Here is a 25,167-nt window from a genome sequence, read left to right on the forward strand (position 1 = left end):
CGCCCGCCACGGGCTTCAGCGAAGGACTTCAGCGAAATCGACAACGCTTATCGCGCATAGGCACTGGCCGGCGCCGCCTCCGCGCGCCGATTGAACTGCCGGATCGAGGCGTTCATCCAGACGAGAGAGACGGCGACTATCGCAAAGAGGAGCATGAAGCAGCTCGACCATAGGCCCGTCACATCCTTGAGAAACCCGAAGGCGATCGGCAGGCAAAAACCGCCCAGGCCGCCCATCATGCCGACCACGCCGCCGACGGCACCGACATGGTTGGGGTAATAGGCCGGAATATGCTTGTAGACCGCCGCCTTGCCGAGGCTCATGACAAAGCCAAGCACGAAGATCGTAACGACGAAGAGAGCCGGCGTGACCGCGATCGGGATGGCGCCGCCAGCCTGTCCCGCGGGCACGGAAAGGATGAGCGTCGCGACGGCAGATACGGCAAACATCGCATACATGATCTTGCGGGCACCGATCCGGTCGGACAATGCACCGCCATAGGCGCGGAAGATGCTGCCGGGGATAGAATAGGCGGCAGCGATCATGCCAGCCGTCTCTATACGGAAATCATAGACGCCGACGAGGTAGCGCGGCAGCCACAGCGCGAGGGCAACGAATCCCCCGAAGGCAAAGAAATAATAGAGAGCGAAGCGCCAGACCTGGACGTTCCTGAGCGGCTCGAATTCGGCTGCCAAGCTCCTGCGCGACCCGCGTTGGCGGCGGCGCGCGATAAATTGCGGATCGTCCTCGGTCGTAAACCAGAAAACCGCGGCGGTCAGTAGGAGGGCGGCCGCCCAGACCTCGGCGACCACCTGCCAGCCGAAAGGAACAAGCAGGAGTGGCGCCAGGAACTTGGTGACCGCCGCGCCGACGTTGCCGGCACCGAAGATGCCGAGCGCCGTGCCCTGCCTCTCAGGAGGAAAGAAGGGCGACACATAGGCGACGCCAACGGCAAAGGAGCCGCCCGCCAGTCCGACTCCGAGCCCGGCAAGCAGCATCTGCGCGTAGGTTGTTGCATGGGCGAGCAGAAAGGTCGCCACCGCCGCAGCAGCCATGGTGGCGGTGTAGATCAAACGGCCGCCGAAGCGGCTCGTCCAAATGCCGAGGACGATCCGTACGATGGAGCCGGTGAGGATCGGCATGCCGATCAGCAGCCCAAACTCAGCCTCACTGAGGCCGAGTTCGTCCTTGATGCGCACGCCTATGATCGAAAAGATCGTCCACACCGCGAAGCAGATGGTGAAGGCGACCGTGGATATCCACAGGGCACGTGCCTGTTCGTTTTCTGATATCTTATGTGTCTGGTGCAGCGCGGACATAGATTCTCCCGGCGCGTCGCATGTGCGCCACTCACGCGTTGATCGTGGAAATGCCTCGAACATGGATCTGCGCCCAGCGGCGCCTGACCTCACCAGCGGCTCTGCTCATAACGCCCGCCATTGGGCGCACCGGCGATATCTGCTCGGACTCGCCATAGCGTACGCAAGAGACGTGCCAAAGTCCCGCGCCGCTGCATGTTGCGTTGAATCGCAGTCGATCCAAAAGGAAAACGTGAAGCAATTCAAATTCGTATATCGGTCATCAAGCGTCTGAAAGGGCGCGCGCCGCGCCGCGATACACCAGCGACCACAGCGGGGAATGCGGCGGCGCCAAGCGGAATTGATGAAAATTTAGCACATGAACTGAACACTGCTTAATCAATTGGCACAGGCGTGACATCGCCTTTCGCCCTCGAGACGTCACGAGTTGCCGGAACTGGAGCGGGTGCTTTCATCTCGTAAGGAACCTGTCGTCCCCCGCATCCGTTCCTTCTTTCACCAACGGAGGAGAAGATGGCTATCAAAGACACCAATGCAAAGCCAGAACAGCCACAGCCGGCCGATGTCAATCAGCCCGCCGACCGGAAGAAGCATCGCGACGAAGAGTCGACCGCGCCTCCCGCCGTTCAACCTGGCGGGGCGAAGGACACAAGCGAAAAGCCGAAGGTAAATCCCGTCACCGGCGGGGCCATATAGGCGAAAGCCGCGGATTCCGCTCCAAAAGGGCGTCAAGGGCCTCCTGTCATCGACCCGACGATCACCATCACCAGCGCGTCGACGTCAATTTCGCCTTCGACGGCAAGCTTTTCGCCGCTGCGGCGGACACGCAGTTTCGAGGGGTTTTCCGCCGCCTGCCGCTCGAGTTCTTCGACGAAAGCCGCGATCGCCTTCGCTTCCAGCCTGTCGCTGTTCAGATTGCCGGAACCCATTTCCAGAACACCCCTTCTCTCCGCTCGGGATAATACTTGAACTCGCACTCGAAGCTCCGACCATAGGACGTCGCTCGGGCCAATGCGGTATTCGACGGCGGGCTCATTCCCGCGTCCGGTGCAAACCAGTCCTCTAGGAGATCATCGGGAACATAAGCACCTATCCTGAGTGGAAGGCTGGTCAAAACAGAATCCATCTCTTTCGGTGGTGGCATCATAACTCTCCTACGGCGCCGCGCGTCTATCAGACGGACAAAGGTCGCTGCAGCACTTTGAATTGCTGCATGTCTTTGTCCTCAAATCGAGGTGATCTAAGCAGACATGCAGTAGCCGCCTAACAAGTCCCGCGGCCGGAAGTTCCGTCGTCCGCCTGGCAACGCCCGCGTCGACAGCGCCGGCAATGCATGGTGAGGTCTCCGCCTTCCTGTCCTGCAGCACGCGCCATAATCGAGTATAATCACCACCAGCGACCGCGAACGGAGGAGAACCAGCAAATGTCGGTCGATGCCCAGGAAAAAGTGAATGCCGCGTATGCGATTGAATACCTTCAGGAGCATCCGGAAGCCGGACTTTGCTGCGAGGGTCGGCGCTGGTGGATCACCCCGAATGCAAACGAGACCGACCGGCGGGCTCTGTGTCTTGATGAGATCGAGGCCGAGCGGCTCACGGAAGACCCGCGCCTTCGACACGTGTCCGCAATAGCCCATTCGGGCCGCTCGCTTTGGATCGTAAGGAGAATGACATAGCCGGTCCGTTAGCGCGGGACGAGGAAAAGTGCTCGGTTTACGCCCGCATCCCGCGCAAACACGTTCAGGATTAAAATCGATCCGACACTAAAATCATCATGATCTGATGAGGACGGAAACCGCGGTGGATGTTGTCGTGAGCACCCCCAAGCTCTTCCTGATGCTGCCCCTGATGGCGACGTTCGCCTATGTGTCGCTTCTCGGCCTGACATATGTGTCGCAGCGCGCCCTCCTTTATCCGGGCGCGGGCCCGACACTGGAGACAGGCTACGTGAGTTGGGGCGAGAGCATCTCCATCGGGACGCCGGATGGAGAGCGGCTTCAGGGTCTCTACAGTCCGGCCAGGCCTGGCAAGCCGTCGCTGTTGTTCTTTCTCGGCAATGCCGACCGGGTCAACAACTATGACTTCCTTGCCCAGGCGCTGGCGTCGCGGGGCATCGGGCTCCTGGCAATCTCCTATCGCGGCTATCCGGGATCGACCGGCGCGCCGAGCGAGGCCGGCCTGCTGACCGACGGCATCGCCGCCTTCGACTGGCTTGCGGAGCGCACCGGAGTCGACATAGTTCTGCTGGGTCAATCGCTGGGGAGCGGCGTCGCCGTGAACACGGCCCGGCTGAGACCGGCTTCCGCCGCAATTCTGGTCTCCCCGTATCTGTCGGTGCTCTCACTCGCTCAGGCGTATTACCCGCTCTTTCCAGTCGCCCTGCTTATCAAGGATTCATTCCGCTCAGACTTGAGGATAGCAGAGGTCTCTCAACCGAAGCTTTTCCTCCACGGCCGGCGTGATGCGATCATCCCGTTGTCTTCCGCAGAGGCACTCTATGATCTCGCTTTAGAGCCAAAGCAGATGCTGGTCTATGACAACTCCGGTCATAACGATCTTTGGGACGCGCGCATGGTCGCCGACATCATCCGCTTTGTCGAAGCGTTGAAATGATGCTGGCCCACGTCTAACGGAAACTGCCGCGGCACGCGGCGGCCTAGTGCCGCGTTCGCAATTATCTGCGTTTACCGGAGCGCAGAAGATAACCGATCACCAAGCCGATTCCGGCGAGCAGCAAGAGGTTGCCGGAAGGGGCGCCGACGCGACGAGGCCGATGGAGCGCCGGACCATGCCCCGGCGAGCGCAGTACGGCCCCTTCATCGACGACTTCGGTCATTGGGCGGTCGTCACCGGAGGCGACCTGCTGTCTCCAGTGCCCGGCTGAGTCCTGGTATTCGATAATCTCCGTAGAACCCGGAAGCTCGTGCTGTTGCGCCGCGATTTCAGCTGCGGCAAGGGCATCGGCATGGGTAGGGAAGGTTTCGGAGAAGACCTCGTCCACCTTATATGCCCACCCCCCGTCGTGTTCCACGATTTCATAGCGAACCGTTGACATGGCGATCTCCCGTCAGACGGAGGAGAAACATGCGTCAGCAATCTTGGTTCCGTGCAATCTCAGACGGACCGGCGCGGTCTGCCGGGGCAGGATCACCGCCCCACGACGCATTTGTGCGACGTCAGGTAATTCCATCGACCGAAAAGTGCTCTACCGCCCAGCCACCCGCTCCCTCCGAGCTTGAGCAGCCCCGGAATTCTAAGCGGTGCGCGTGCGGCCGAAGGCGCGCAGCAACAGGTTGACGGACACCGCAACCTTGTCAATGTCGGGAACGTCCCGGGAGTAGCGCCCGGTATAGAGCTTGACGATCATCTTGTCGCGCTCCGCCCCCTGGAGTTCGTAGTGGAGATGCAGGTAGTAGCGTCGCTTGTCGCCTGTGCGCGTGACGTCGCCGCGCCGCTGCGTCACCTGCCTCAGATCGGCCTCGATCGGCTCGAAGCCGTCGATCATGAGACGTACCCTCGTCGATAGGAAGCGCGTCTCCACGGGAACCGCGACCACCGCCTTTTCGAGGGAGAGGCTAACAATCCGGCCCTTGGAGCCGTCGACGCTGGCGGGCTCATCCAGCTTGAACGCTTGAAAGAGACGGCGCGGCTTTTCGAAGCAGATCAGCGAGGCGATGACGAGCACGACGATGTTGATCCCTGCCCAGAGCCCCGCGACTACCGAAAACGCTCCCTGTATTCGTGCTGTTTCCGGAACGATATTGATGACGAGACCGATGGCGGTCACGAGTATGAAGCCAGCGATCCAGGTGAAGGTGTAGGCGTCGAAGACGCTCACCTCGTTGCCGCTGCCCTTCGGCGTCACCTTGAAGGGCTTGCCGAACGGTCGAATCAGGCTGGAGATTACCGTTGGCAGCATGCGGAAGGCCGCGAAGGTCCCGACTGCGCTCGAGACCACCGGCAGATAGCGGGTCGGCGTGATCCAGAGCATCAGCAGGAAATAGGCGGCGAGCAGCGGGACCTGATGCGAGACGTAGTCCGCAACGCCCGTGAAATGAAGCGGCAGCGCGCCGAACCAGAGATAAACGATGGGCACCAGAAGCACCACGAAGCGCACCAGATACTGTACCAGCCAGGACATCGGCAGGAACATGATCCGTTGAAAGAGCGTGAGCCCCGGCCCTCGCAGGGGGCCGTTGTAGAGGTAGAGCGTCTGGATGCCCCCCTGGCACCAGCGCTCACGCTGAACGAAATAGCCGGTCAGGTTCTCGGCCGCGAGTCCCATGGACAGGCGTTCGTTGAGGTAGCGGGTTTTGTAACCCTTGTTCAGCATCGAAAGGGTTGTTAGCAGATCCTCGGTGATCGACTCGGTCGGGAAGCCGCCGATCGCCTCAACCGCCTTTCGCCGTGCGATCGAGCAGGAGCCGCAGCAGAAGCTCACGTCCCAGCCGTCGCGGCTCGGCGCGATCTCGTCGAAGAACAGGCGCTGCTCGTCGGGCCAGATGTTTTCGAGGCCGAGATTGGACTGCACCGGATCGACATTGAAGAAGTGCTGCGGCGTCTGGACGATGCCGATGGTCTCGTCCGAGAAGAATGGCAAGGTCCGCCTCAGGAAGTTGCGGTAGGGCACGAAATCCGCGTCGAAAATGGCGATAAAATCACCGGAGCTGGCGCCGAGACCGTTGTTCATGTTGCCGGCCTTTGCGTGCGAGTTGTCGCTTCGCGTGAGGTGGATCGCGCCGCGGGATTCGCAGAAGGCCTTGAGCCACTCGCGGCGGCCGTCGTCGAGCACGTAGACCGTCAGCTTTTCCTTCGGATAATCGAGCGCCAGGGCGCCGACGATCGTTCTTTCCAGCACGTCGAGCGGCTCGTTATAGGTCGGGATGAAGATGTCGACCGTGGGCAGTTCGCTCTTCTCCCGCTGGAAGAACGTGCGGCCCAGCCGGTCCGCCTCGGCGCTGCGGTCGACATAGCGGCTCATCAGGATCAGGAAGAGCACAACCTCCACGAAGGCGAGCATCTCGACCATGAAGACGAACCAGACCCAATAGAAATTCGCCCCGTCATAGGGATAGGGAAGGACGGTCTCTGTGAAGCGCCAGACAATGTAGCGCAGCGCGACGAAGCCGACGAAGATACAGGTGATCGAGCGCGCAGAACTGCGATGCCGCGACCAGTTGGATGGCCCGACCAGGAAAAAGGCAATCACCGCAAGCGTCGGCGCCAAGGCTAGAAAATGCTGAACCACAGGCTTTCGATCCATTGCGAGAGCCGGACGGTACTTTTGGAGATGCGCACCTGTACCGTGCGGCCGGCCTGGCAGAAGTTGGCGAAATCGGTGTTGAGCGCCGAGCGTTGAAGCAGGATGCGTATGCGGGCGTTGCGCTCCTCCGTCTCGGGTTCGTTGGCGGCTAGCTGATCCTTCTCGACGACGGCGGAACTGCCCTTGACCGCCTGCACCTCCCCCTTGAAGACCTCGCTTCGCCCGAAGAGCCGGACCTCCGCCTCGCGGCCGGGATAGATTTCATCGTAATCGACTTCCGGGACGAGGATATCGACGAACAATTCACGGCAGTCGAGAATGCGCATCATCTCGTTGTTCAGGATGACGTTCGAACCGCTGACGACGTTCCTGCTCCAGACCACCCCCTCGAATGGGGACGTGACGGTCGCCGTTTCCACGCTGCGGACACGCTTGTCCTCCTCGGCGATCTGCACTTCGATCTGGCTCGCCCGCGTTCTGTTTTCGGCGATCCGTGTGTTGAGATCGTTGATGCGAATGATCACCTCATCCTGGCGCTGCCTGGAATAGGGCACGTCGTTCTGCCCGTCGCCGAGGGCGAATACGCCTCGGCGCACGGCATCGAGGCGCTGCTTGAGCAATGCGACGGTCAGACTGTTGATCTCTACCTCGCCCCCCGCGGCCGCACCGGCTGCTTCGGCCGATTCCACCATCTTCCGGGTGAAAATACCCTTCGACTCCAGCTCCTGGCGGCGGTCGTAATCAAGTCTTGCGACGACATCCTGTGCGCGCGCCACCTCGACGCGCTTCTCGACGATCTCGAGCTCCCGCTCGAGGCTGGCGATCGTCGTTCGCTGGTAGAGTTCGAGCCGTTCGGCAAGCTGATTTCGCAGGCGCACGAGCGAATCGCGCTCCCGTGCCAGCGCTGCGATGCGTCTCAAGGCGGTTCCATGCTCGGCGCGCAAGGAGGCGAGGTTTGCCCGGCTGACGCGGTCATTGCGGATCGCCGCCACCCGCTCGCCTTCCCGCACCGGCGTGCCAATTCGCGCGGGGGGGCCGGCAATCTCACCGTCGATCGGCGCATTGATCACCGCCAGGCGGGCATTGACGGTTCCGTCCAGACTGGTGAAGCCGGTCAAGCTCGGCAACATTACGACGACCACAAGAAGCAGGAGCAGAATGCCGACCGAGACGCGAGTGATACGATGGTTCAGGATCATCTGGTGGCGTCCGTACGCATGACTTAAAGCAACATCAACGCAGATCCGGACAGTGGATTCCCACCATCCGCCCGACTGGCTCGCCCGCTTCCGCTCAAAGACTGGGTCCCGAACGGTTTTTCGGTGCTCCGCCAGGGGGACGTGGCTCTGGACTCGCCTCCTCGACTTGGCCCGCGCATCTTATGAGAATTCACCCATATTCGACCTCGAACAACCCTCAAAACTGACGGTTTTGCCGTGGAATAGAACGCTCGGGGCTGCGCCTCCCCGCAACTCTGAGTGCTCGCGGGAAATCCCCATCTTGGGGCACTATTTCAGAAATCGTTACCTCCACCGCTCGAACAGGATTGACCACAACACCTTCCGCGATAATTTTTCGGGTGGTAGGGAAGCTTGGGCGAACAACATTGAGTTGGGTCAAAGCTCATGAGGTCGCGCAATCTGATAGGGTACTGCTTTCGAGCGACACGCGACGGAACGAGCATTGGAGGGAAGAATGCCGGACGCTGATGCGAGCATGCCCGCTTCGTCTATCATCGACCGCGAATATCTTGCCGAGACCGACGAGCTCGTCTCATTCTACGACGAGAGCTTTCATCTCGTCGGCGGCTCGGCAAGACACAGGGAAGTGCATGCGGTCGACACCTTGATCGAAGCGACGCTGTGGCACGTCTACCCGGAGTTGCTTGCAATCGGGCCAAAAGCGGCCGTCGAATCCGTCATCGCTAGCGGTTTGCCCCGGAGCATCGAAATAGCCGATGCGGCGCGAAACGGCCGCCGCACGCTCATCGTTTTTCGTACCGAGCACGGCGTCGGGGTTATCGAAGCGGAAGGCAGCGCCACCTTTCGGGAGCCCAAGCAGGGCGAAAGCGACCGGGCGCTGCTTTTGCACCAGGCCACCCATGACGTTTTGACCGGTCTGCCCAATCGGCGGGCCTTCAGCGATCAGTTGCGAAGCGCCCTGCCCGTGCCAAGCGGCGCAAGCCTCGCCCTCATGCAGATCGACCTCGACGACTTCAAGCCCATCAACGACACGCTGGGCCACGGCGCCGGCGACATGGTCCTCAAGATGGCCGCGGAGCGGATACGCAGCGTGCTGGAAGACCGCGAGTTCGCCTATCGGCTGGCAGGCGACGAATTCGCCGTGATCCAGTGGCGAGCGGATCAGCCCCGAGAGGCCGAGCGCGTCGCAGCCGCCCTGATCGACGCGTTCCAGGCGCCTTTCACCGTGGATGGCATCAACGTCTTCGTCGGAGCGAGCGTCGGAATTGCCATTGCGCCGGCGGACGGAAACGAGGTCGAGCCCTTGATGAAGGCTGCCGACATCGCGCTGTACGCGGCGAAGAAGGACGGCCGCAATCGGGCAAGGACCTTCACGCGTTCCATGCTGATCGTGCTCGAACAGCGGGAGATGCTGCGTCGCAGCCTGCGCACAGCCCTCCAGGAGGGAGAGTTCTTCGTCGAATACCAGCCGCTGGTCAGCCCCGCCTTCGAGGTCCTCGGCTTCGAAGCGCTGCTGCGCTGGCGCCACCCCTTGATCGGCAACATCCCGCCGAGCGTCTTCATCCCGATGGCGGAGAAGGACGGGCTCATGAGCGAAATCGGAAAATGGCTTCTGGAGCAGGCCTGCCGTGCCGCGATGAGCTGGCCGTCACATTTCACCGTCGCGGTTAACCTGTCTCCGGCGGAGTTCCTGCACGAGGGCCTCACCGACCGCGTCGCCCAGACGCTCGATCTCGTCGGATTGCGGCCCGATCGGCTTGAGCTGGAGATCACCGAATCGGTGCTGCTGGAGCGGACGATAAACAATCTCGACACGCTCAATACGTTGAACGTGCTTGGCGTGCAGATCTCGCTCGACGATTTCGGCACCTTTTATTCCTCACTCAGCTACCTGAAGAATTTCCCCTTCGATACGATCAAGATCGACCAATATTTCATCAAGGACCTGGAGCACGACGAAAAGGGGCAAACGATCGTACGGTCCATCATCGCGCTTGCCCACGGGCTCGGCATGCATGTGACCGCCGAAGGGGTGGAAACGGAGGGACAGGCGATCTGGCTGGAAAAGGAAGGGTGCGATCGGCTGCAGGGATACTTCCTGGGCTTCCCGATTCCGGCTGAGGCGATCGGAGAGTTCCTTCGCAAGTCGCCCACCGCACTCATCGGAGAATTCTCGGGCCGTCGATCGTGGCGCGATCCGCTGCTCTGGTCTCCGCCGCCAAGATAGTCCTGATTCCGGGAGTAAGTCGCCAACATCGCCTAGGGAGGAGCAAAAAGATATGCACGCAGCCGCAGCGGAGCCAGCTTTCGAACCCCTCATCCGGCTCGAAATGGAAATGGAAACCTTCCTGTCCGACTGGCAGCATTGCGATTATCTGTCGTCCTTTTTGGCGCGGATGATCAGCCACAACCGGACGGACCCCGTTCGCCACGCGAATTTCTTCTCCTCAGCCTTGAACGAGCTTCTGGAAGTGTCCTTCCGCGGCGGTTCGTCTGGTGGCCGGATCGGCTGCACCGTCTATCGCCAAGGCGAACTGGAGCGGGTGAAACTCAGCTTTCCCTGCCCCCCCGGCCAACACGACTTCTATCGAGAGGCGGTGTCGAAAACCCGAAAAGGAGATGCCTACGCCCGCTATCTCGACGCCGTATCGACCGCTCTCGCACCGACCCGGGAGATCGTCCTCCTTGACCTCGCCATCAACTTCGAAGCCGAGATCAGCCTGGAGGAAGAGGCGTCCTCGTCGATTACACTTGTTGTGGACCTGCCGCTTGGAGGAATCGTAAGTTGAACATCGCAACGACTCTTTCCACTCCGCACCAGGCGGTCTACGACCCCAACAGCCAGGAATTCTCCGTTGCCGGCGTGATCCGGCCGCGCTCGGTCGACGAGATCGCACCGAGCCTTTCCGCGCTTAGGCAGGCGATCGAGGTGGCGCGTGGCGTTCTCTACATCAATGTGAAGCGCCTCGTTCAGATGAACAACACCGCCTTTCATGCCTTCTCGCGCGTGATCCTCGACGCCTGCCGGTCGAGGTCCGACATTCGCTTCGTGGTCGTGACCTCAAGCGTCGTTGGCTGGACAGAACGCATGTTCAGGCATCTGAGCCGAATCGAGCCGCAGGTGACTGTGGAGGTCTATGATTCAAAGTTCTATCCTGGCCAGAGCTTCGTCGAGGACACCAGCTTCATTCCGATCCTGCGCACGCAGACCAAGATGACCTGGCGTCACGAGCGCGCGATCCTGCCGCGCCACGGCATGCGGCCCGGCATCCACATGGCGGACATATGCTGCGGCATCGGCGATTTCGCCGTGCTTGTCCGCAAGGAGTTCCAGCCGGCGCGTATCGTGGCGCTCGACCATTCGCGCGCGAGTCTCGCCTATGCCCGCAACGTCGCTGCTGATTTCGGCATTGTCGATATCGAATATAGCTATGGCGACGCGTCCGAGATGCTGCTGGAGGACGACCAGTTTGATCTCGTCACCTGCCGCCATTCGCTGCAGATCTTCAACCAGCCGCATGTGCTGTTGAAGGAGCTTTACCGGATCTGCAAGCCGGGCGGCCGCGTCTACATCACCAATGAGAAGAACTCGCACTGCCTTGGCGAGCCGAGATCACAAAGCATCCAGTGGACATACAACGAAGTGGCAAAACTCTTCAGCCATTTCGAAATGGACGTGGAACTGGGACCAAAGAGCCGCCGCTTTCTCGCCGATGCCGGCTTCGAGGACATCCGCGTTGAATCCTTCATGGTGACTAACCTCGACGGAGACCCGCAAGACTTCGCCGACATCATCACTGCCTGGGAGAATGTCTATGCCGGTGAGATGGCCGTGAAGCGCGGCGATCCTCCCGAATTCATCGAGCGTTTCCGCCAGGGGTTCCGGGACCATATCTTCGCCGCACTCCATCCCAAGGGCTATGCCGGCTGGCCGATCTGGGCGGCGTCGGGACGCAAACCGCTATGAGCGTGTATGAACAAAAGACCTCGCCTTTCAGTCTGCGTTCATTCCGCGCCAAGTTCGTCCTCGTCGTGGGCGGCGCCGTGCTTTTCGACCTGCTCGTCACCGGCGGCCTTGCACTGTGGAACGTGCAAAGGCTTTCACGCGACGCCGCCTTGGAAGTCGGCCGTGGTCTGGAGATAGCCAACCAGGACTATATCCGCTCCTATGCGGAATCGACGGCCGCCCGCGTCAACCTGCTCTTGAGCCAGGTCCACTCCGACGTGAACACCCTGGCAGGCGTTCTCCAGGAGCAGATCGACCGCCCCGTCAGAAAATCGGAAATCGGCGAAGCGATGGCGCGCGGCGCCCCCGGCACTGTGACGGTCGAATATAACGCGAAAGGAGGATGGGCGCAGAACCGACCCGGTCCCCTGTCGGTCGTCAGCGTCTGGGGATATCTTCTCGATGCCAATCACGTTCCGCTTCCCGACGTCCAGGCGGAGATCGAGAACAGCGCCATTCTGGACCTCGTCGCGCCGAGCCTGCTCGCAAACGGCCAGTCGAAGCTGCAGATGTATTATATCGGTCCGAAAGAGCGGCCGATCTTCAGGACAGCCCCCTACACCGATCAGGCACAGACATTCGACAAGCTCTACCCGGGCCACAACAAGGAGGATTTCTGGCCATTCTTCTTTCCCGGTCTTTACGAATCCTGGGAGCAATGGGCGCGCGATCCGAAATCGCGCCCGGTCAACGTAGACGTGACCCAGACGGCACCCTATACGGACGCGATCACCGGCAAACTGATTGTCAGCTTCTTCCAGCCGCTCTGGTCGCGTGACCGTCAGCGCGTTGCCGGCGTCGCCGGTACGGATATTACGCTCGATCAGCTTGCCGAGATCGTCGAGAATGTCCGGGTCGCGGAAAATGGCTTCGGCTTCCTGGCCATGTCGGACGGCAACGTCGTGGCGATCAATCCGATCGGGGAAAAGATCATAGGTCTTCGCGCCTCGAGCGAAACGGGGAAACAGGGCGTTACCGGTCTCGACCGCTCACTGCGCAGGAGCACGCAAACCGCGATCGCGAAGTTGCCGCTCGAGCGAGACGGGCTGCTGCAGCATGTGCTTCTCGAAGAGAACGGCGAAAAGGTACCCTACCTCGTCGTCCTGAAACAATTGCAGCCGACGAACCTCTGGGTTTCCGGGCCGGTTCGCCGGGAGACCATGCAGCTCGGCATCGTCGTCCCCGAACGGGAGATCTATGCCTCGCTCTTCGCAGCCCAGGCCGGCATTTCCGAGGCGACGAACCGAATCCTGATCTACCAGATGCTGGCGCTGCTCGTCTCCCTGCTTTTCGTCACGTCGGCCGTCTTCGCGGTGTCCAAGCGGATCACGAGCGGCATCAGCGCGCTTGCCAACGCCGCGAAACGTATCGAGGCGAAGGATTATTCCGTGCGGGTCGCGATCCCGACACGCGACGAGGTCGGCGCAGCCGGCACCGCCTTCAACCGTATGGCGGAGCAGATCAGCTATCACACCGAAAATCTCGAACAGCTGGTCGAGGATCGAACGAAGGAGATCGAAGAGGCGAACCTCCAAATTTCCGCGCTTAACGAGCAACTGCGGAGCGAAAATTTGCGGCTCGGCGCTGAATTGGCGGTCGCACGGCGGATTCAGATGATGGTGCTGCCGAGAGCCGGCGAACTCGCGGAAATCCCGGATCTGGAAATTGCCGCCTACATGCGGCCGGCCGACGAGGTCGGCGGCGATTACTACGATGTGCTGAAGGACGGCCAGCGGCTGAAGATCGGCATTGGCGACGTAACGGGACACGGCCTCGAAAGCGGCGTACTGATGCTCATGGTTCAATCCGTCGCCCGGGCATTGCAGGAGGCAGGCGAGATGGACCCTTCGCAATTTCTCAACCGGGTAAACCGTGCTATTTACAAGAACATCATACGGACCAGCACCAACAAGCACCTTTCCCTCGCCTTTCTCGACTACGATGGAAGGCGCCTCACTCTCTCGGGCCAGCACGAGGAACTGATTGTGGTGCGCGATGCCACGAAGGTGGAGCGCATCGACACGCTCGACCTCGGCCTGCCGATCGGACTGGAGCCGGATATCTCACCCTTTGTGGCCACTCGCGAGATCGCTTTCGACCACGGCGACCTGATCGTCCTGCACACCGACGGCGTCACCGAAGCGGAGAACCGTGAGGGCGAGCTCTTCGGTATCGACAGGCTCTGCGAAAGTGCGCGCCGGCGATACGGCCGGACCGCCGAGGAGGTCAAAGAGGGCATTCTCAAAGACCTGATGGCGCATATCGGCACTGAGAAGATTCATGACGACATAACGCTGGTAGTGATGAGGCATAGGTAAGGAATGACAGCCCTGTACGGATTGGCAGATCTCGCGATCGGAACCGGCGACAACGTGACCACGCTTCGCCTGTTCGACGGCCCGCTCGACCTGAGCTGGAAACATTGTGCGATGACCTCGGACTTCGTCGCCGAATTCGTGGCCCTGCGCTATCGAGGCTCTCGTAGCCTCTACAAGGAAGTGCGGCATAATGTCGGCTACCTGACCAATGAGCTTATAGAGAATGCCGTGAAGTTCCGGGCATCGGGTGAGATCATGATCGAAGCATCGGTCACCGACACCGCCTTCCGGACGAAGGTCTCCAACTATGTGGACAAGCAAACCGCCGAACGGTTCCAGCGGCTGCTTTCGGAGATCACGGCCGGAGAGCCTGGCGACCTTCTGATCGAACGGATCGAAGCCAATGCCGCTGGCGATGCGAGCGGCTCCGGGCTTGGACTTCTGACCCTCATGAGCGATTATGGCGCTCATTTCGCATGGGTTTTCGGTTCCAACGGTGAGGACTCCATCCCACTCGAGACCTATGCGTCTATTGCAGTCCCCGATCCCTCAAACTGATGGGCAGCGCCGATGGAAATTAGAGAAGACGAGTATCGGGTCTGGTCGGAGGGCAAAAATGTCTATTTCGACGGGACAATGCGCCTGCCGAGCACCGAGGCCTACGCCCCGATATTCTCCCTGGTGATGGGCATTCTCGAGGCGGAGCCGGAGCGCATGGCCGTCGACGTCACGGGGCTGCAGTTCCTGAACTCCTCCGGAATCAACCTGCTCGCGAAGCTCACCATCGAGGCGCGCAAGAGGCCGAACGTCCAGTTCACGGTGCGCGGAAGCTCGGAATATCCCTGGCAAACGAAGTCGCTGCCGAACTTGAAGAAGTTGCATCCGGCGGTCGATCTCAGACTGAGCTGAAGCCTACTTGCAGTCCGGTGGAATCACCTGGGGTCGCAGAAATGCCGCAAGGCATCCGCTCCAAGCCCCACCGGCTCAAACGCCCGCTCACCTGCCGGCTGCCTGAAGCCAGTCGCCGATCGTCGTTCCACGATGCCTCCTCGAAGGCGAAGCGGCCGGCGCGACGGGCTTTTTGGAGGACGCGGCCTTGCGGACCTCGCGGGGACTTGTTCCGAATTCGTGGCTGAAGGCGCGCGTGAAGTTGGCGGCAAGGTCGAAGCCGGCTGCCTCCGCGATTTCCGCGATCGGTCGGGTGTCCGTCGGATCGCTGAGGGCCGCATGGGCCTGCTGAAGCCGGCGCCGCCGGATGTAGTTCAGGACGCCGCCACTCGGCTCGAACAGCTGGTAAAGCCGCGTGCGTGAAATCCCAATAGCCCGGCAGATGGCATCGGGCGTGAGTTCGGACGAAGTGAGGTTGAGATGGATGTAGAGATGCGCCCGCTCCATCACGCCCTTGTTCGTCCGAGGTCCGTCCGCCTCCGGCCTTGCCGAGGCGGCGACGCAAGTGACCACCATGTCGCGCACCGTATGGACGATCCCAGGCAGTTCGTCGGCCGTGATGCTCGCCAGGTTGGCCTCGATGCCATTGATGTAGTTCAAGAGGAGCTCCGCCAAGCTGCCCGAAAGGATCGAGTTATTGGCTGCCTCCAGACTGCCGGCGTCGTCGGCCAGAAGTTCGAAAGGCATGAAGAAAAGCAAGCCTTCACTGTCGGTCACCCGACCGCGAAAGGGATAGCCGAGCGAGCGCAGGAAGAGTTCTCCAGGGCGGGTCTCTATGACGTTACGGTCGACCTCCGTCCAGGACCGCCCGCGCTTCATGAGCCCGAGGCTCCAATGATCGAACCGGCTTGACCGGAGCATGGCGCGGGAGCGCAGATAGCTGTGTGCCGGTGTGCGCTGCTGGACGATGAGCAGATCGTCAAGACGCCACCCGGTCTGCTCGGCGACAAAGCCATGATCCGGCGAAACCCCGTCCGGCAACCGAACGTCGAGGAGCGGGGCCATATGCGCCTGCCAGGCCTGGAACTGCTGCTGCGGCGGCAGCTCGTGTGTCGAGAAGCGCATCGGCACAAGCGCGGGCGGACCACCCGGCCGTTGCTTCCTCGTGATATCCGACTCGCGCGGCCAGCGCCGTCGCTCCATGTCCGCCGGCCAAGGCGGAGGATCTGTCGGGTCGTCACCTGTTCCGTTGTCACTGGACATCGAACGCTTCCAACTCCAATTGCCGTCCGGCGAGTGCAAGCGGGCTCTCTTCGCGCTCCTCGCCCACAGGTGGAAGCGCGCCGGCCAATTACACCTCATTACCACTTATACCGCTTTTTGCGGAGAAATGGATGGGAGGATAACTTTCTGGATGTGCTGATAATGACAGCTGCGACTTGTGTTTGTATTTATGTAGCCATCGCAGTTAATTGCGGCAATTGACTTAGAAGCACCGATCGAATCGCCGTCTTGCCGGCGGGCGAGATGGTGTCACAACCTCAAACGAAGACCGTATATTGAGTATCGATGGAGGTAGTCGTGAGCTATCTACGCAGATTCCGCGCGCGTTATTCGCAAACTGCTGCCGATTGCAGAAAAGTTTCTTTGCGCAACGATCGTGAAAGGAAAAGAGTTCTTGTTACCGGTGGAGCTGGCTTTCTCGGATCCCATCTCTGCCGGCTTCTTCTCGAGGCCGGGCATCAGGTCGTTTGTCTCGACGATTTCTCGATCGGTGCCAAGAGCAATGTCGAGCCGCTGATGCGCTTCGATGCCTTCGCCGTCGCAATGCATGACGTCGTCGAGCCGTTCGAGCTTGAGATCGATGAGATTTATCATCTAGCCAATCCTGCATCTCCACCACACTGCCAGGCCGACCCGATCCGCGCCATGCAAACCCATGTGCTCGGCACCATAAACGTGCTCGAGCTAGCCGCTCGCCACGGGGCGCGCGTTCTTCACGTGACCTTTTCGGACGATGGCGCTCAGCAACTCTATCCGGAGTCGGTCGGGGGCGACGCCGCCTTTCTCGGCCGGCGCTCCTGTTATGAGGAAGGCCCCAGATCAGCGGAAGCGCTGTTCTCCGATTTCCACGAGCTATACCAGCTGGACGTCAGGCTCGTCCGCATCTTCAATGCCTACGGCCCGATGATGCGCGCGGACGATAACCGCATCATCTCGAATTTCGTCCTCCGGGCGTTGAAAGGGGAAGACATCACAATCTATGGCGACCCTTCCGAGACCAGCACCTTCTGCTTCGCCTATGACCTGATCGACGGAATTGTCCGCGTAATGGCTTCGCCCGCTTCGCTGCCGGTCCCGATCGACCTCGGCAGTCCGATGGAGTTTGCGATCGGCGAAGTGGCCGAGCAGGTGATCGAGCTTGTCGGCTCACGATCGAGCCTCGTCCTTCGCCCCAAGAAAGCCGGCATTCTGCGCCGGCGCCAGCCCGACATCGCCCTTGCGATGCAGGAATTCGGTTGGTGTCCGCGCATGGATCTCTCCGGCGGCCTCCTGCAAACCATCGGCTATTTCGACCGGCTCCTCTCAGCATCGCGTAGCCCATTCGCAGAGGCCGCCTGATGCTCGTGCCTCCTGCCGCAGCGTACCCGGACCGGGGGAACGCGTGCGCGAGACGGTATGGAGGCAATCTTCGGCGCCGGTCACGTGTCCCTGTTGGCCGGCGCCGAATGGAGTTGCGCATCTTGATGCCAGAAACCTCAAAGGCTCCGCCAGACGGGCCCGGCTCGGTGCGCAACTCCCCCTTTCGGCGCTGAAGCGCTGTCCCGTCAGCGCCGCCAGAACCACGGTTGCAGCACGACGAGGAAAGTCACGAGTTCAAGCCGGCCGACGATCATCGAGAGCGCAATGAGCCACTTGGCGGCGTCGGGTATTGTCGAGAAATTCGTTGCCGGGCCGACAGTCTCCCCGAGGCCGGGGCCCGCGTTGCCCATGCCTTGCGCCACCGAGGAAATCGCCGAGAGAAAATCGAGGCCGGTTGCCATAACCAGGAGCGAAAGCGCCAGCGTGGTCATGATATAGAGGAAGAAGAAGTTTCGAACGTTGCCAATCGCCACGTCGTCGACAGACCGCCCCTGGAAGCGTACCGGCGCGAGCGCATTCGGGTAGAGCATTTGCCGCAGTACCCGTCCGCTTCCCAAGAATAGTATCTGCCACCGGAAAATCTTGACGCCACCAGCTGTCGAACCCGCGCACCCGCCGATGAAGTAAAGCAGGAAAAAGAGGCCCATCGCGAAACTGCCCCAGGCGGAGAAATCGTCTGTGACGAATCCTGTGCTCGTGATGATCGAGGTGACGTTGAAGGCAGACACCCGCAGGGCCATGGGCGGCGACATGCCCTGGGAAATGTTCCAGGCGGTGGATGCCAATGTCGCCGCCGCCACGATCAGCAGAAAGGGTTTGATCTGCCCCTCGATCGTACTGCGTTTGCCTCGGTTGACGAGGAACACCGCGTAAAAGGCGAGCGGCAGCGCCCCCAGGAGCATGAAAATGATCGCCACCAGCTCGATCGACAATGAACCGTAGTAGCCGATCGAAGCATCCTTCGTCGAAAGCCCTCCCGTCGCGATAGTCGTCATCGCATGGTTGATGGCATCGAAGGTGGACATGCCTGCGACGTCGAAGGCGACAGTGCAAGCCACGGTGAGCGACACATAAACGATCAGGATGTTCCGCGCGATCTGCCGCACCTTGGGAAAGGGTTTTTCGGAAATGTCGGAAGACTCGGAACGGAAGAGCTGCATACCACCGACGCGCAACGCGGGGAGTACGCTGAGCGCCATCACGATGATGCCGATCCCCCCGAGCCATTGCAGCAGCGAGCGCCATAGAAGCAGCCCATGGGGCATGTCGTCAAGCCCAACGAGGATCGTCGAACCGGTCGTGGTCAATGCCGATACCGATTCGAAGACCGCGTCGGTCCAGCTGATCCCGAACTCTGAATTATAGAGCGGCAAGGCTCCGATCACGCTCGCTGAAAGCCAGGCGCTGACCGTGACCAACAGGCCGGTGCGGCGGTCCTTGATATCTGCGTCCCGCTGGCTGAACGCGGCGACGAGAAGGCACCCCAGACCGGCGCTCACCGCCGCGCCACTTGCGAAAACAATCGCATCCCGATGGTTCCCGGCGGCGAAATCGACGATCGCCGGCACCAGCATCGCCACCGCCAATGCCAATATGAACACACCGTTGAGGAAGAGGACAAAGCGAAGTCGGTCGGCGGTCATCTCGATTCCTGCCCGTTGGGTTCGGCCAGGACGCGAGTACTACAGGAGCGGCGGCCACGCCAGCCCGGCAACCTGCAGTTAGAGTATTTTGCAAACAGGGTCGCGCGTCGTTAACCTCGCGCAACCCCGACCGTATAGCTCGCCTGCAGCACGCCCGCATCGAGCTTTTCGAAATCGAAGATGAACCGCGCCGCCTCGCTCGCGGCAAACACGCTGTCGCCGCCGTTCATCGTTTCGCGCGTCGGACGCCCCGCGTAGTCGGGATGACCCCCGTAGACGAGGTCGCTTAGCGCATCGTCGAACAGAAGTTGGCTCACAAGCAGTTCCCGGCTGTCCACGAGGATTCGCAGGTGAACATGGACGGCGCGTCCCGGATACCAGCCGGGATAGACGGTCAGAAAGTTGACGACGCCCTTGTCGTCGCTAATCTGCCGCCCCCTGAGAAAGCTCACGCTCCTCGACCCCGCGTCATCGCGATTGCACATCGCCGCCGCCTCACCGGAATAGACGCCGCGCGCGTCCGTGTGCCAAATCTCGACGTCGGCACCCTCAACGGGAGCGCAGCTTTCCGACTCGACCACGCGAAGGCTGATGCGGGTCGGCAGTCCCACGACACCCTCGGTCACGTCGCCGCGTAAAGGTACGCCGCTGGTATGGCAGGGACCGAGCGTTTGCGCAGACGTCACGATGCATTGGGGTTCGGCGCGAAAGATCGGCTCCGGCAAATCGCTCGGAACTGCCGCCGTACCGCCCGAGCGGAAGTCGGACGCCGACCAGTCGAAGCTCCGCCGCGAGATCGGCTCGCCACTGCGGCCGAAGGCGATGAAGGCGTTTCCGGCGCCGGCAAGAAGCGCGCCGCCCCCGAGAATGATCGTTCTGCGCTTCATCTTCATCGGATCGTTCAATTCGAATGGCTTGGCCGAGACCGAACCACAGCCTTAGACCATTGTGCGCTGAAGTTACGGTTTTGTGATGGCCGGTAAACCGACGTCACCGCAGCGCTGCGCTCTGGCCTTGCCGAGGAGAGGGGATCGAGTAAGCCCCACTCGACGGCAGTCGCCTCAGCGGCGGCCGCCGGCTGCCGACTGAGCCGGCCCCGCGAGAGCATCGCCTTCCCCCTCGAAAAGCTCGGGCATCAGATCGGCAAGCCGGACGACTTTGCCGCTCAGCGAGCTCTGGAGTGCCGCAATACCGCATAGGACCGAGAGCGCTCCGGCCCGCGCGCTGGCCCTTTGGCCGAGTGGATCCGTCATGCCAGGCTTGAAGATCGTGTTCCGCAGTCGATCGTCGCCGCCATAATGCCCTCCGGGAAAATGCGGTACGGTGATCCGCTCGACCGCCGGCTTGCCTTTCGGGAAGTTGCGCACGAGCAGGATCGTGTCTTCCGGAGCCGTTTCCCAGGGCTGGTCCTCATATTGGCGCAACTCTATCCGGCCCTCCGTGCCGTTGAAGGCGATGTGGTGCCCTTCGATCGGCTGGAAGGTGTTGAGCGAATAGGAAACATGGACATTGTTGCGATAGCGGATGTTGGCAACCATTGTGTCGGGGGTGTCGATATCCTCGCGAAAGACACAGCCGTCGCGGAAATAGCCGTCGATCTCGGAGGGCTGCTCGTAGAGCGCGTCGAGGAAGGGATCGGCCTCCAAGTCGAGATAGAAATCGCAGCGCTCCTTGTGCGGACAGAGCTTGCAACGCAGGCCCCGGAACGGCCCCTTGCGCCCATACATCTGCAGGCCGGCAAAAGCCGAGACCGTGACGGGCGCGCTGTCGAGATACCAGTTCAGAAGATCGAAATGATGCGTTGCCTTGTGCACGAAAAGGCTGCCCGAGCGTTCCGTATAGGCGTGCCAGCGGCGGAAATAGTCGGCGCCGTGCTCGGTATCTAGGTACCAGTGGAAGTCGACCGAGGTGACCCGGCCGATCTCGCCGGCAAGGAGCATTTCCTTGATCCGCGCCGCCGTCGGCGCGAAGCGGTAGTTGAAGGAAACGTCGACGCGCCGGCCGGTGCGTCTTTCGGCGTCGAGAATGCGGCGGATCTTCTCTACTGTCGTCGCCATCGGCTTCTCGGTGATAACGTCGGCGCCGGATTCGAGCGAGCGGACGACGATGTCGTCATGCGTGTCATCCGGGGTGCAGACGATCACGAGGTCCGGACGGGTCTCCGCCAGCATCCGGTCGACATCACCGTAGATCGGGGCGTTGCTGGCGATCATCGTGCGGGCGCGCTCGGCGCGCAGGGAATTCGTGTCGGCAATGGCGACGAGATCGACGAAGCTCCGCCAACCGGCGAGAAGTTCCCTGCCCCACATGGTGGTGCCGCGATTGCCGGTTCCGACCAGCGCGAAACGACGTTTATTGTCCATCTTTCCTCACTCGATTCCGTCTGGGTGAAGCCGCGACCGGCGGCGAAGGCAAGGCAGTGCGCAGCGGGCGGGCTGGCATTTCAGCAGCAGCTCCGGAAGCGCTCGACGCAGGTGGCGATCACCTCCTCGGCCGGACGCTTCCACCAGTTCTCGGCCGAGAAAATCTCCACCTCCTGCGGCCCACGAAATCCGGCCGACTCGATCTGGCGGCGGATGCGCTTGAGATCGATAATGCCGTCGCCCATCATGCCGCGATCCGTCAGCATGTCCCCGGTCGGGACCAGCCAATCGCAGATGTGATGGGCGAGAATCGCCTTCATCCGACCGGCCCGGGCGATCTGATTGGCAAGATCGGGATCCCACCAGACATGGTAGACGTCGATCGCGACACCGACGCCGGGACCGAGCGCGTCGCAGATGTCGAGCGCCTGGCCGAGCGTGTTCACGCAGGCGCGGTCGGCGGCATACATCGGATGGAGCGGCTCGATCGCCAGCGGGACTCCGGCCGCCCGCGCGTGTGGCAGCACCTCGGCAATCCCCTCCTCGACCATCCGTCGAGCCGCTTCAATATCCTTCGATCCGCCGGGCAAGCCGCCGACGACGAGCACGAGACAATCGGCGCCGAGCTCTGCCGCCTCGTCGATCGCGCGCCTGTTGTCGTCGAGCGCCTTCTCCCGGCCCGCCGCTTCCGCTGCCGGAAAGAAGCCCCCGCGGCAGAGCCCCGTGAGCGTCAGCCCGTTGCTCCTGACGATGCGCGCGGCTTCGCCGAGGCCGATTGCGGCCACCTGGTCGCGCCATGGAGCGATCGCCGTGATCCCGCGCTTCAGGCAGATGTCCACGGCCTCGGTGAAGTCGCACTGCGCACGGATGGTCGCCAGATTGATGGAAAGACCCTCGACCGACATTCCTGCTCCTCCTGCCCTTCCTCATACGTTCGCTACCGTTGCCGCCCAGTCGGGTTCGACGGCGGAGCCAAGGCCGACCGCCTCCAGGGCCGATGAAAACGTGATTTCGCCTGCTCGGATTGCGAGTCGGGAGCGGCCGCGCGCGTTTGCGTAAAGGTCGCCATGAGCCGCGATGTAGGCTGCCTGTTCGGCCGCGGGCGCGGCGGCCATGCCGTCGACATAATGATGGCCGTTGCGCTCGACATGGCCGGCACCGATGAGGGCGGCAAGAACCAGGTCCTGCTGCAGCGCCAGTCCCGCCTGGGTCGTAAGGTCCTCCGCCGACATGAAATAGCGGCCGGTTCCGGCTTCCGCATTCCACTTCTCGATGCGGGCTCGATTGATCAGGGCGCGATAAAAGCCTTTGCAGGATTTCGACGAAATGCCGGTATAGCCGTGTTGGCGCGCCCTGAGAAACGCTCCAACGTCTCCATCGGACTCGTCGATCTCGAGCGGCACACGTTCGGCAATGGCCGCGACCGACGTCGAGAGCGCGGTAGCGCGCGCGATCGGCTGCTCGAAAAACAGAATGGAAGCTCGCAGCCTTTGCAGACGCGGATCCCTGTCGACACGGTCAAGAAAATCCGAAACGGCCCCGGCGCTTTCAAACTGCTCGTTTCCGTCGAGCGTTAGCTTGTAATCGTCAAACCGGGAACCGAGCAGCCACGCGATGGCGGCCAGCCGCTCCACGTCCTCTTCGGGTCGGCCCGAAACCTTGATCTTGAAGAAGCGGTGGCCGTAGGCGGCAATCACCTCGTCGAGCGCCTGCGGCAGTCCGTCATCGCATCGCTGCGCCGGGTCCACGTCAGCCGCCCTCAGCACGTCGGCAAGACCGATCGTGTGGCGCACCGAAAGCTTCGGCAGGGGCGCGAGCCGCGAGAAGAAACGCCCCAGCTCGAAGCCGGCGAGATCGGGGGCGGTGGCATCGGTGATTCCGAGCAGATTGCCTCTGACCGCCTCGGCCGCGCTTGCGCCCTCAAGCCGACAGACGGCATCGATGATGGCGCGATCAACGAGCGCCAGCCCGTAGGAAGCGACAAGCGCAGGCAGTCCCTGCCTTGCCGCCGCCCGATGATGATCCGCTTCCGCGGCAGCATGGAGGCCGAAGGGGGTGTTTGTCGGCACCGACTTGAGCCCCTCGATCGCGAGATAAAGGGAGGTGCGAAGCTGGCCAATATTATCGAGAGGCGACAGGCTCGGATCCTTGTCGAACCATTTCGGCATCATCATTTCGGCCGACCACCCCACGGAAGAGCGGCCCCGTTCGTCTTCGATCCGCGCCCGGACGAAGGCTTGCGGCGCGCGCGCGACACGCGCGGAGCCGAAGCGGAAGGGAAAGCGGAAATCGACCGGCCGCTCGAAAAACGCCGCTTCGGCAAGCCTTATGCGAGGAGCTTCCGTCATCGTCGCGCCTCACTCGCCGCCGTTGACGGCAAGCACGCGCTTCATGCGCGCGACTGCAAGCTCAGGATCCGCAAGCACGCCTGCCTTGTCCGCAAGTCGGAAGAGTTCGGCGAGATGGGCGATCGACCGAGCGCTCTGCTGGCCGCCGATCATGACGAAATGATCCTGCAGGCCATTGAGATAGGCGAGAAACACGACTCCCGTCTTGTAGAAGCGGGTCGGCGCCTTGAAGATGTGACGCGACAATGGCACCGTCGGTTCGAGCAATTCGAAGAACTCGCCGTTCCGCCCCTCGCCGAGCGCCTGCAACGATGCGGAAGCCACCGGCGCTATCGCATCGAAAATGCCGAGCAGCGCGTCCGAATGCCCCTTTTCGTCGCCGGCGATGAGTTCTGCATAGTTGAAGTCATCGCCCGTATACATGCGCACGCCTCGCGGCAATTGCCGCCGCATCACGATTTCCTTCTCTTTCGAGAGAAGCGAAATCTTGATGCCGCCAACCTTGGCCGCATGCGCCGCGATCACTTCGAGGCAGGTCTTCATCGCCTCCACGTGGTCGCCACTGCCCCAATAGCCTTCGAGTGCGGGATCGAACATTTCACCGAGCCAATGGATGATCACCGGCTCCTTCACCTGCGAAAGGATGCGCCCATAGACGCGGATATAGTCGTCCGGCCCCCTGGCAGCGGCGGCGAGCGCCCGGCTCGCCATCAGGACAATGCGGCCGCCTTCCGCCTCCACGGCCTCGATCTGGCTCTCGTAGGCCCGAATGATGTCGTCGATCGAGACGTCGGGGCCGGGCGCCAGATGATCGGTGCCGGCGCCGCAGGCAATCAGCGCGCCCGGCCGGCCACGCGCTTCGGCCAGCGCCCGCCGGATGAGTTCGCGCGCCTCCAGCCAGCCGAGCCCCATGCCGCGCTGGGCCGTGTCCATTGCTTCGGCGACGCCGAGGCCGAGGTCCCACAAACGATGGCGGAACGCGAGCGTGCGCTCCCAGTCGATCGCCGGCGTCAGCCAGGGATCATTATCGGCCAGGGGATCGGCGACGACATGCGCGGCGGCGAAGGCGACCCGCGGAAACGCTGCGGCATCGCGCTTCTGCAATGGAATCGGACTGCCGGTAAGCTGATATGGAACGAGCTTGCCTTCGAGCGGAAGATCGAGACTCACCATCG

Annotated in this window: 23 protein-coding genes; 10 read left to right on the forward strand and 13 right to left on the reverse strand. The window is 61.8% G+C overall.

Annotation, left to right across the window (positions count from 1 at the left end):
• Nucleotides 1-47: 47 nt before the first annotated feature.
• Nucleotides 48-1,319 carry an MFS transporter gene (locus J2Z31_RS01550; protein WP_209600113.1) on the reverse strand — a complete coding sequence of 424 codons (1,272 nt, stop codon included), beginning with the start codon at nucleotides 1,317-1,319 and terminating at the stop codon, nucleotides 48-50.
• 513 nt (nucleotides 1,320-1,832) lie between these two features.
• Here J2Z31_RS01550 and J2Z31_RS01555 point away from each other — a divergent pair.
• Nucleotides 1,833-2,015 carry a hypothetical protein gene (locus tag J2Z31_RS01555; RefSeq protein WP_209600114.1) on the forward strand — a complete coding sequence of 61 codons (183 nt, stop codon included), beginning with the start codon at nucleotides 1,833-1,835 and terminating at the stop codon, nucleotides 2,013-2,015.
• 32 nt (nucleotides 2,016-2,047) lie between these two features.
• On the opposite strand, the gene J2Z31_RS01560 is transcribed toward J2Z31_RS01555, so the two are convergent.
• Together J2Z31_RS01560 and J2Z31_RS29705 are read right to left on the reverse strand one after the other, a co-directional pair.
• Nucleotides 2,048-2,248 carry a hypothetical protein gene (locus J2Z31_RS01560; RefSeq protein ID WP_209600115.1) on the reverse strand — a complete coding sequence of 67 codons (201 nt, stop codon included), beginning with the start codon at nucleotides 2,246-2,248 and terminating at the stop codon, nucleotides 2,048-2,050.
• On the reverse strand, nucleotides 2,230-2,463 hold the full coding sequence (locus tag J2Z31_RS29705) for a hypothetical protein (protein ID WP_328243158.1): 234 nt from the start codon (nucleotides 2,461-2,463) through the stop codon (nucleotides 2,230-2,232). The genes J2Z31_RS01560 and J2Z31_RS29705 overlap by 19 nt, the downstream gene beginning before the upstream one ends.
• A gap of 279 nt (nucleotides 2,464-2,742) precedes the next feature.
• On the opposite strand from J2Z31_RS29705, the gene J2Z31_RS01565 reads away from it, so the two are divergent.
• Both J2Z31_RS01565 and J2Z31_RS01570 read left to right on the forward strand, forming a co-directional pair.
• The gene (locus tag J2Z31_RS01565; RefSeq protein WP_209600116.1) at nucleotides 2,743-2,994 is read left to right on the forward strand and encodes a hypothetical protein; all 252 of its coding nucleotides are present in this window, start codon (nucleotides 2,743-2,745) and stop codon (nucleotides 2,992-2,994) included.
• Between the two features lie 106 nt (nucleotides 2,995-3,100).
• Complete coding sequence (locus tag J2Z31_RS01570; RefSeq protein WP_234939219.1) at nucleotides 3,101-3,931, forward strand: alpha/beta hydrolase; 831 nt, start codon at nucleotides 3,101-3,103, stop codon at nucleotides 3,929-3,931.
• 61 nt (nucleotides 3,932-3,992) lie between these two features.
• Here the strand turns inward: J2Z31_RS01570 and J2Z31_RS01575 are convergent, their stop codons facing one another.
• From J2Z31_RS01575 to J2Z31_RS01585, 3 genes are all read right to left on the reverse strand, one after another.
• Nucleotides 3,993-4,373, reverse strand: a complete 381-nt coding sequence (locus tag J2Z31_RS01575; protein ID WP_209600118.1) for a DUF2188 domain-containing protein — start codon at nucleotides 4,371-4,373, stop codon at nucleotides 3,993-3,995.
• Between the two features lie 198 nt (nucleotides 4,374-4,571).
• Nucleotides 4,572-6,566, reverse strand: coding sequence for a glycosyltransferase (locus tag J2Z31_RS01580; RefSeq protein WP_209600119.1), 1,995 nt, complete (start codon nucleotides 6,564-6,566; stop codon nucleotides 4,572-4,574).
• A complete protein-coding gene (locus J2Z31_RS01585) occupies nucleotides 6,548-7,780 on the reverse strand; it encodes an efflux RND transporter periplasmic adaptor subunit (RefSeq protein WP_209600120.1) in 1,233 nt (410 codons plus the stop codon). Before J2Z31_RS01585 ends, J2Z31_RS01580 begins: the two co-directional genes overlap by 19 nt.
• 496 nt (nucleotides 7,781-8,276) lie before the next feature.
• Here J2Z31_RS01585 and J2Z31_RS01590 point away from each other — a divergent pair, with 496 nt between their 5' ends.
• The 6 genes from J2Z31_RS01590 to J2Z31_RS01615 are packed head-to-tail and all read left to right on the forward strand — an operon-like array spanning nucleotide 8,277 to nucleotide 15,016.
• A complete protein-coding gene (locus tag J2Z31_RS01590; RefSeq protein ID WP_209600121.1) occupies nucleotides 8,277-10,010 on the forward strand; it encodes a putative bifunctional diguanylate cyclase/phosphodiesterase in 1,734 nt (577 codons plus the stop codon).
• A gap of 52 nt (nucleotides 10,011-10,062) precedes the next feature.
• Nucleotides 10,063-10,572, forward strand: coding sequence for a ubiquinone biosynthesis methyltransferase UbiE (locus J2Z31_RS01595; protein ID WP_209600122.1), 510 nt, complete (start codon nucleotides 10,063-10,065; stop codon nucleotides 10,570-10,572).
• A 2-nt stretch (nucleotides 10,573-10,574) separates the two neighbouring features.
• Nucleotides 10,575-11,750 (forward strand): class I SAM-dependent methyltransferase, encoded by a 1,176-nt coding sequence (locus J2Z31_RS01600; protein WP_408022014.1) that lies wholly within the window; start codon nucleotides 10,575-10,577, stop codon nucleotides 11,748-11,750.
• Nucleotides 11,747-14,107: a SpoIIE family protein phosphatase gene (locus tag J2Z31_RS01605; RefSeq protein WP_209600124.1), complete on the forward strand. Its 2,361-nt coding sequence runs from the start codon at nucleotides 11,747-11,749 to the stop codon at nucleotides 14,105-14,107. Before J2Z31_RS01600 ends, J2Z31_RS01605 begins: the two co-directional genes overlap by 4 nt.
• Before the next feature lie 3 nt (nucleotides 14,108-14,110).
• Nucleotides 14,111-14,665 carry a slr1658 superfamily regulator gene (locus tag J2Z31_RS01610; protein ID WP_209600125.1) on the forward strand — a complete coding sequence of 185 codons (555 nt, stop codon included), beginning with the start codon at nucleotides 14,111-14,113 and terminating at the stop codon, nucleotides 14,663-14,665.
• Nucleotides 14,666-14,677: 12 nt separating this feature from the next.
• Nucleotides 14,678-15,016 carry a slr1659 superfamily regulator gene (locus J2Z31_RS01615; RefSeq protein ID WP_209600126.1) on the forward strand — a complete coding sequence of 113 codons (339 nt, stop codon included), beginning with the start codon at nucleotides 14,678-14,680 and terminating at the stop codon, nucleotides 15,014-15,016.
• Nucleotides 15,017-15,103: 87 nt separating this feature from the next.
• Here J2Z31_RS01615 and J2Z31_RS01620 read toward each other — a convergent pair whose 3' ends face one another.
• Nucleotides 15,104-16,258, reverse strand: a complete 1,155-nt coding sequence (locus J2Z31_RS01620; RefSeq protein WP_209600127.1) for a helix-turn-helix transcriptional regulator — start codon at nucleotides 16,256-16,258, stop codon at nucleotides 15,104-15,106.
• 318 nt (nucleotides 16,259-16,576) lie between these two features.
• Between J2Z31_RS01620 and J2Z31_RS01625 the strand changes: the two genes are divergently transcribed.
• Nucleotides 16,577-17,617 (forward strand): NAD-dependent epimerase/dehydratase family protein, encoded by a 1,041-nt coding sequence (locus J2Z31_RS01625; RefSeq protein ID WP_328243159.1) that lies wholly within the window; start codon nucleotides 16,577-16,579, stop codon nucleotides 17,615-17,617.
• 206 nt (nucleotides 17,618-17,823) lie between these two features.
• On the opposite strand, the gene J2Z31_RS01630 is transcribed toward J2Z31_RS01625, so the two are convergent.
• The 6 genes from J2Z31_RS01630 to J2Z31_RS01655 all read right to left on the reverse strand — a co-directional run bounded on the left by J2Z31_RS01630 (nucleotide 17,824) and on the right by J2Z31_RS01655 (nucleotide 25,165).
• Complete coding sequence (locus J2Z31_RS01630) at nucleotides 17,824-19,281, reverse strand: TrkH family potassium uptake protein (protein WP_209600129.1); 1,458 nt, start codon at nucleotides 19,279-19,281, stop codon at nucleotides 17,824-17,826.
• Nucleotides 19,282-19,391: 110 nt separating this feature from the next.
• A complete protein-coding gene (locus tag J2Z31_RS01635) occupies nucleotides 19,392-20,168 on the reverse strand; it encodes a dioxygenase family protein (protein WP_209600130.1) in 777 nt (258 codons plus the stop codon).
• 174 nt (nucleotides 20,169-20,342) lie between these two features.
• Nucleotides 20,343-21,644 carry a Gfo/Idh/MocA family protein gene (locus J2Z31_RS01640; RefSeq protein WP_209600131.1) on the reverse strand — a complete coding sequence of 434 codons (1,302 nt, stop codon included), beginning with the start codon at nucleotides 21,642-21,644 and terminating at the stop codon, nucleotides 20,343-20,345.
• Between the two features lie 80 nt (nucleotides 21,645-21,724).
• On the reverse strand, nucleotides 21,725-22,549 hold the full coding sequence (locus J2Z31_RS01645; protein ID WP_209600132.1) for a sugar phosphate isomerase/epimerase family protein: 825 nt from the start codon (nucleotides 22,547-22,549) through the stop codon (nucleotides 21,725-21,727).
• Nucleotides 22,550-22,570: 21 nt separating this feature from the next.
• Nucleotides 22,571-23,992: an enolase C-terminal domain-like protein gene (locus J2Z31_RS01650; RefSeq protein ID WP_209600133.1), complete on the reverse strand. Its 1,422-nt coding sequence runs from the start codon at nucleotides 23,990-23,992 to the stop codon at nucleotides 22,571-22,573.
• 9 nt (nucleotides 23,993-24,001) lie between these two features.
• Entirely contained in the window at nucleotides 24,002-25,165 is a 1,164-nt protein-coding gene (locus J2Z31_RS01655; protein WP_209600134.1) for a dihydrodipicolinate synthase family protein, read from the reverse strand.
• Between the last annotated feature and the right edge of the window lie 2 nt (nucleotides 25,166-25,167).

Origin of the sequence: Sinorhizobium kostiense (assembly GCF_017874595.1) — a bacterium.
In the GTDB taxonomy this organism is placed as follows: Bacteria; Pseudomonadota; Alphaproteobacteria; order Rhizobiales; family Rhizobiaceae; genus Sinorhizobium; species Sinorhizobium kostiense.